General features: G+C 64.3%; 8 protein-coding genes. 4 read left to right on the top strand and 4 right to left on the bottom strand.

Features of this window, described 5'->3' with window-relative positions; translation table 11 throughout:
• Together EN994_RS14415 and EN994_RS14410 are read left to right on the top strand one after the other, a co-directional pair.
• Positions 1 to 289: LysR substrate-binding domain-containing protein (locus EN994_RS14415; protein ID WP_245466027.1), on the top strand; the 289-nt coding region annotated here is incomplete at its 5' end.
• 119 nt (positions 290 to 408) lie between these two features.
• Positions 409 to 1,209: a 1-acyl-sn-glycerol-3-phosphate acyltransferase gene (locus EN994_RS14410; RefSeq protein WP_013529394.1), complete on the top strand. Its 801-nt coding sequence runs from the start codon at positions 409 to 411 to the stop codon at positions 1,207 to 1,209.
• A gap of 25 nt (positions 1,210 to 1,234) precedes the next feature.
• On the opposite strand, the gene EN994_RS14405 is transcribed toward EN994_RS14410, so the two are convergent.
• The 3 genes from EN994_RS14405 to EN994_RS14395 all read right to left on the bottom strand — a co-directional run bounded on the left by EN994_RS14405 (position 1,235) and on the right by EN994_RS14395 (position 3,541).
• A complete protein-coding gene (locus EN994_RS14405) occupies positions 1,235 to 1,861 on the bottom strand; it encodes a LysE family translocator (protein ID WP_063169095.1) in 627 nt (208 codons plus the stop codon).
• Positions 1,862 to 1,951: 90 nt separating this feature from the next.
• Complete coding sequence (locus EN994_RS14400) at positions 1,952 to 2,899, bottom strand: aldo/keto reductase (protein WP_063169096.1); 948 nt, start codon at positions 2,897 to 2,899, stop codon at positions 1,952 to 1,954.
• Between the two features lie 120 nt (positions 2,900 to 3,019).
• Positions 3,020 to 3,541 carry a gamma-glutamylcyclotransferase gene (locus EN994_RS14395; protein WP_013529391.1) on the bottom strand — a complete coding sequence of 174 codons (522 nt, stop codon included), beginning with the start codon at positions 3,539 to 3,541 and terminating at the stop codon, positions 3,020 to 3,022.
• 142 nt (positions 3,542 to 3,683) lie between these two features.
• On the opposite strand from EN994_RS14395, the gene EN994_RS14390 reads away from it, so the two are divergent.
• Positions 3,684 to 4,682 (top strand): DUF2125 domain-containing protein, encoded by a 999-nt coding sequence (locus tag EN994_RS14390; protein ID WP_063169097.1) that lies wholly within the window; start codon positions 3,684 to 3,686, stop codon positions 4,680 to 4,682.
• 7 nt (positions 4,683 to 4,689) lie between these two features.
• Positions 4,690 to 5,613, top strand: coding sequence for a sugar kinase (locus EN994_RS14385; RefSeq protein WP_063169098.1), 924 nt, complete (start codon positions 4,690 to 4,692; stop codon positions 5,611 to 5,613).
• Between the two features lie 7 nt (positions 5,614 to 5,620).
• On the opposite strand, the gene EN994_RS14380 is transcribed toward EN994_RS14385, so the two are convergent.
• Positions 5,621 to 5,992: prephenate dehydrogenase dimerization domain-containing protein (locus EN994_RS14380; protein ID WP_127307604.1), on the bottom strand; the 372-nt coding region annotated here is incomplete at its 5' end.

Here is a 5,992-nt window from a genome sequence, read left to right as displayed (position 1 = left end):
GGGCAAGGCCGAAATCCCGGTTCGGGTCCGCTCGCGGCTTCAGGTCAACACCGCCGAAGCGGCCATCGATGCCGCGATTGCCGGCGTCGGGCTGACGCGTGTGCTTTCCTACCAGATCGAAGCCGCGCTGCGGTCCGGCGCGCTGCGCGTCCTGCTGCAGGAATTCGAGCCGGCGCCATGGCCGGTAAGCCTGGTGCATGCGGGCCACGGCCTGCTGCCGGTCAAGCTGCGCGCCTTCCTCGATTTTGCCGCTCCGCGCCTGAAGGCGCGGCTGGCGCGGCTGATGTAGCGGAACCAGGCCAACCCATCGGTGGCCGTTCTTCGTCGCCACCCAAAGCGCCCTGCGGCCATTTCCTTTTTTCCCGCGCTTGGTGTAACCAACGCTCACCTCCTCACCGGGCTCCCCCAATGCTCTACATCAGATCGCTGACGTTCAATTTCGTCTTCTACGTCAACCTGATCGTCCAGATGATCCTCTGGACCCCCTATTATTTCCTGTCGCCCCGGCACCGCGCCTGGTTCGTGCCGAAATTCTGGTCGCGCACCTCGATGTGGCTTTACGAGAAGATCGCCGGAACGAAGAACGAGATCACCGGCCGGGAAAACCTGCCCGAAGGCTCCTTCATCCTGGCACCAAAGCATCAGTCGTTCTGGGACGCGATCGCCTTCTTCCCCTTCCTTCAGGACCCGCTCTACATCCTCAAGCGCGAGCTGACCTGGATCCCGTTCTTCGGCTGGTACATCATGAAGATGCGCATGATCCCGGTTCATCGCGGCAGCCGTTCGAAGGCACTGAAGGCCGTGGTCGCCGCGACCAAGGAAGAGATGGCGCGCAACCCTCGCCAGCTCATCATCTACCCCGAAGGGACAAGACGCGCGCCGGGCGACGAACCGGCCTACAAATACGGCATCGTCGAAATCTACACGCAGCTTGGTGTTCCGGTGGTGCCGGTTGCCCATGTCGCCGGCCTCTATTGGCCGCGCCGCAAATTCCTGCGCTATCCCGGCACCATCAAGGCGCGTTTCCTGCCGCCGATTCCACCGGGACTGAGCAAGGACGAATTCATGGCCCGGCTGATCGGCGAGACCGAAGCTGCCTGCGACCAGTTCCTGATGGATGCGGCGCGCGGCCCGAACCCGCCTGCCTTGCCGCCGACAGCGGTGAAAAGGCTGCAAGAGCTGGACAACGCCGCAAGAACCAAAGTCTGAACCGGAAGTCTCCGGCCGGCAGTTCTCAGCCGAACACCGCCAGCGCGGTGGTCAACACCAGCGTCACGGCAAAGATCAGATTGATGATCCGCGAGGCCGCCGGCCGGCGCAGGAAGCGCGCGAACCCAGCCCCCGCGACAAGCCACAGAGCGTGGATGGCAACGATCATCAGGGCGAGAACCGCCAGCTTCAGCCATAGACCAGGCTCAGTGGCGCCCTGTTTGGACGAAGCACCGGCGAACACGGCGGCGATCGCCACATAGGCCTTTGGATTGGCGACCGCGAGAAGAAATCCAGCCAGCCATGTGGGACGCGAAGTCTCGGCGGCGCGGGCGGCCAGCGGCGGCGCCGTAGCGATCTTGAAGGCGAGATAGAGGATGTAGGCCGCGGAGGCCAAAGCCAGCAACGGCGCCAGCTTCGGCATCGAGGTGAGCACTGCCATGACCCCGGTCGCGACAACCAAAAGCACGGCGATCGTGCCCAGGATGATTCCCCAGGCATAGCCCAGGGAATGGCGCAAACCGAAGGCGGCACCAACGGCGGTGACGCTTATCGTTGCCGGCCCCGGGCTGCCCATGACGACGGCGGAGGCAAGCACGAGCGCGCACAACTGGCGCCAAAGATCCGGCTGCAAAAGAAGCGGCTCAGTCATCTCACCCTCTGTCTTGCCCCGTGCGAAGGAGGCTATGGCAAGACAAGAGGGTCGTCTTGGACGTTCGTGCGAGGAGCGGCCGCCGAAACTTCAGTCGCTCGCCCTGTCGAGTTCGGCCATGTCGGCGGCGCTCAGCTTCAGCGACGCCGCCTTGATCAGGCTGTCCATCTGCTCGGGCTTGGTGGCGCTGGCTATCGGCGCGGTGACGCCCGGCCGAGCGATCACCCAGGCAAGCGCGACTTCCGCCTGCTTGGCCGAATGCCTTGATGACACCGCGTCGAGTGCCGCAAGGATGCGCATGCCGCGCCCATTGAGATAGTCCTTCACGCCGCCGCCACGCGGGCTTTGGCCGAGATCGGCCTCGCTGCGGTATTTGCCGCTGAGGAAACCTTTGGCCAGGCTGAAATAGGTGATGACGCCGATGTCCTCGGCCACGCACAGATCGCGCAACGGCCCGTCAAAGGATGAGCGATCGTAGAGATTGTATTCCGGCTGCAGCACCTCGTAGCGCGGCAGACTGCGCAGGCTCGCCACATCGAGTGCCGCACGCAACTGGCCGGCGTCGAGGTTAGAGCACCCGGCATAGCGAATCTTGCCCTTGGCGAGCAGCTTCTCGTAGGCGCCAAGCGTTTCCTCATAGGGCGTCGCAGGATCCGGCCAATGCGACAGATAGAGATCGATGAATTCGGTCTGCAGCCGCTTCAACGATGCGTCGACGGCCTTTTCGATGTAGGCGGCGGACAGGTCCTTGTGCCCCTGTCCCATATCCGAACCGACCTTGGTGATCACCACGACCTTGTCGCGATTGCCACGGTCTTTCATCCATTTACCGATGATGGTTTCCGATTCGCCGCCCTTGTGGCCTGGAACCCAGCGCGAATAGGCGTCCGCCGTATCGATGGCGTTGAGGCCGGCGCCGACGAAGCGGTCGAGCAGGTCGAACGAGGTTTTCTCGTCGGCAGTCCAGCCGAAGACGTTGCCGCCCAGAACCAGCGGCGCGATGGACAAGTCGGTGCGACCGAGACGACGTTTCTGCAAGGCGGATCTCCGGGATGATTGGGCGGGCAAATGGCGCCCGCGGTCTGAGGGTTGGAGCCTAACCTAGGTCTTGCCTGAACGAGGTCAAAGGCCTGACGGCCTTTTTCCGCAGAGCCAGCTTCACAAAGGCGCGACCTGCAGCGCCACCTCTTCCAGCCAATGATCGCGAATGCCCAGCGCCTCGAGATGCTCCAGCGTGCTCAGCACATAGTCCTCGTTGTTGCCGGACTGGCCGACCGCACCGCGCACCACGGCCGCCGCATCTGCAGCGTCGAGCGCTCCGGCATATTGCTCGTGCTGGCGGTCGACAATGTAAACCACCGCGTCGACCGTACCGCCGCCGTCGAGGCGAACCTTGAGCAGACGCTCCAGATAGACATTGGTGACCAGCTCGCGCTCGCGCAGATAGGCCATAACCTCGTCGCGCAAGTCGCCGGGGACGCGGAATGCGAGGCCGACGCAGGACCCGCCACGATCGAGGCCGAGCACCAGCCCCGGCCGCTCGCGCGTGCCGCGATGCACGAAGGAATAGACGCAGAGCGAGCGCCGGTAGCCATGCAGGCGGGCACGCTGTGTTTCGACATGCGCGAATCCCGGCCGCCAGATCAGCGAGCCATAGCCAAACACCCAAAAATCGCCCATATCGCCGCGCCTGATTGCAAAAGATGCCAACACCGCACCCGGACCGGTGTTTTTTCCGCCCGTCCCGTCTAACTATTCGTCTGTCCACCTGGCGGAATCGACTACCCGTCCGCAATACCCATGCGTTAACGAGAGCCAAAGCATGACGTCAAGTGACGAACGCCAGCCGAACAAACGTCGCCGCCTGATCTGGCTTGCAGCATTCATCGTCGTGCTGTTCGCCCTCTACAGCGGCGGCTGGTTCTATCTGGCTGACCGCGTCAGGAGCGAGGCCGACAAGGCGGTTGCCACGCTCAACAAGAATGGCGTCGAGGCCGGCTGCGCCAATCTCCAGGTCAGCGGCTATCCCTTGAGCTTTACCGTCTCCTGCGACAACCTCGCCTATGAGGACGATGCCAAGAACATTGCGGCCTCAGCCGGCAGTTTCAACGCAGCCGCCCAGATCATCCAGCCTCTGTCGCCGGTTGCCAATCTGCGCGGCCCGCTCAGGACCTCCGTGCCGGACATGGTGCCGCTGTGGATCGACTGGGACAATCTGCAGGCCAATTTCAAATTGTGGTGGCCGCTGCCGCGGCGGATTTCGCTGGAGGCAGAGGGCCTTTCCGGCCAGACCGATCCGGCCGACGATACCGATCCGGTGCAACTGTTCAGTGCCGGCAAGGCATCAGGTCAGTTGCAGCCCAACGGCGAGGATATCGACTATCTCGGCAGTTTCGGCGATCTCGAGGTCGACCCCGACGCACTTGGCGGGCGCGTGCTTCCGGCGCTCGATGCCAGCGGCGACGTGACATTGAAGAACGGCGTCGCACTGATCGGCACGCGGGTGAAGAGCCTTCGTGGCCAGGCGATCGAAATCCGCAACCTTGATCTGTCGTCGGGGACGGCGCGCATCACCGTTTCGGGACCGCTCTCGGTCGATGCCGAGGGCCTGGTCAACGCCGACCTGATGATCAGGTTGAAGGACCCGAAGGCGGTGGCGGCCATCCTCGGCACCGCCATACCCGAGCAGAAAAGCCAGATCGAGCAGGGTTTTTCTGCCCTGGCGGTGCTCGGCAACGAACCGTCCATGCCGCTGAAGGTGGTCAGGGGCAAGGCCTCGCTCGGCTTCATTCCGCTGGGCAAGATCAAGCCGGTCGAATAGCTCAGCCATGGCAAAACCCGTGAAGCTGCTGAGCGTTGGCGCTTTGACGCTGGACACCATCCTGCACGTCGAGACGCTGCCCATGCATCAGGGCAAGTTCATGGCCTCCGACGGCGTCCAGATCGCCTCGGGCATGGCCACCAGCGCCGCCTGCGCTGCCCATCGCCTGGGCGCCGAAGTATCGCTGTGGGCGAGTGCCGGCGACGATGCCGTCGCCGACCAGCTCATCGCCGGCATAGAGGCCGAAGGCGTCGATTGCACCTTCGTGCGGCGCGTCAGAGGTGCCCGCTCGGCGCTGGCCTCCATCCTGGTCGACGCGCATGGCGAGCGCATCATCGTGCCGTTCTATGACAGGCTTGCCCAGGCCGATCCCGACGTCCTGCCGGTCGCCGACCTCATGGCATTCGATGCCGTTCTGGTCGATGTCCGCTGGCCGGGTGCGGCGGCACTCGCCCTGAAGGCGGCGCGCGCCATCGGCCGTCCGGCGATCCTCGATGCCGACACCGCGCCGCTGGAGGTCCTTGAGCAGTTGTTGCCGCTCGCTACGCACATCATCGCTTCGGAGCCGGCAGCGCGCATCGTCTGCGGCCAGGCGCTCGATCCGAAAACGGCTTGCGCCGATCTCGCCAGCCGCAGCGACGCTTTTGTCGCAGTGACAGGCGGCGCGGCGGGCAGTTGGTGGCACGACCGTCGCGCTGGCTGCGTGCGCCATGTCGCGGCGCCGAAAATCAAGGCGGTCGACACGCTCGCCGCCGGCGATGTCTTTCACGGCGCCTTCGCCGTCGGGCTGGCGGAAGCCATGCCGGTCGAGCAGGCTTTGCGGTTTGCCAGTGCGGCCGCGGCGCTCAAATGCCTGCGCTTCGGCGGCAGGCTTGGCGCGCCGAACCGAGCCGAGACGCTGGCCATGGTTGCGCAGACCTGGCCTGCCTGAGACAGACCTAGCCCTTCGCGGGGTGCTCGACCGCCTGACGGCCGAAATCGGGAACGTCGATGTCCTGGCCGGCTTCGATGATCGAGCGGCGCACGGCGCGGGTGCGGGTGAACAGGTCGAAGAGTTTTTCGCCGTCGCCCCAGCGGATTGCGCGCTGCAGCGACGCCAGATCCTCCGAGAACCGCGCCAGCATTTCGAGGATGGCGTCCTTGTTGTGCAGACAGACATCCCGCCACATGGTCGGATCGGAGGCGGCAAGGCGGGTGAAGTCGCGGAAGCCGGAAGCCGAATATTTGATCACTTCGGATTTGGTCACCGACTGCAGATCATCGGCGGTGCCGACGATGTTGTAGGCGATGATGTGCGGCAGATGCGAGAC

Source organism: Mesorhizobium sp. M7A.F.Ca.CA.002.09.1.1 (assembly GCF_003998555.1).
Classification (GTDB): domain Bacteria; phylum Pseudomonadota; class Alphaproteobacteria; order Rhizobiales; family Rhizobiaceae; genus Mesorhizobium; species Mesorhizobium ciceri.
The sequence above is the reverse complement of the archived record's forward strand: the minus strand, read 5'-3'. Positions and strand labels throughout refer to the sequence as shown.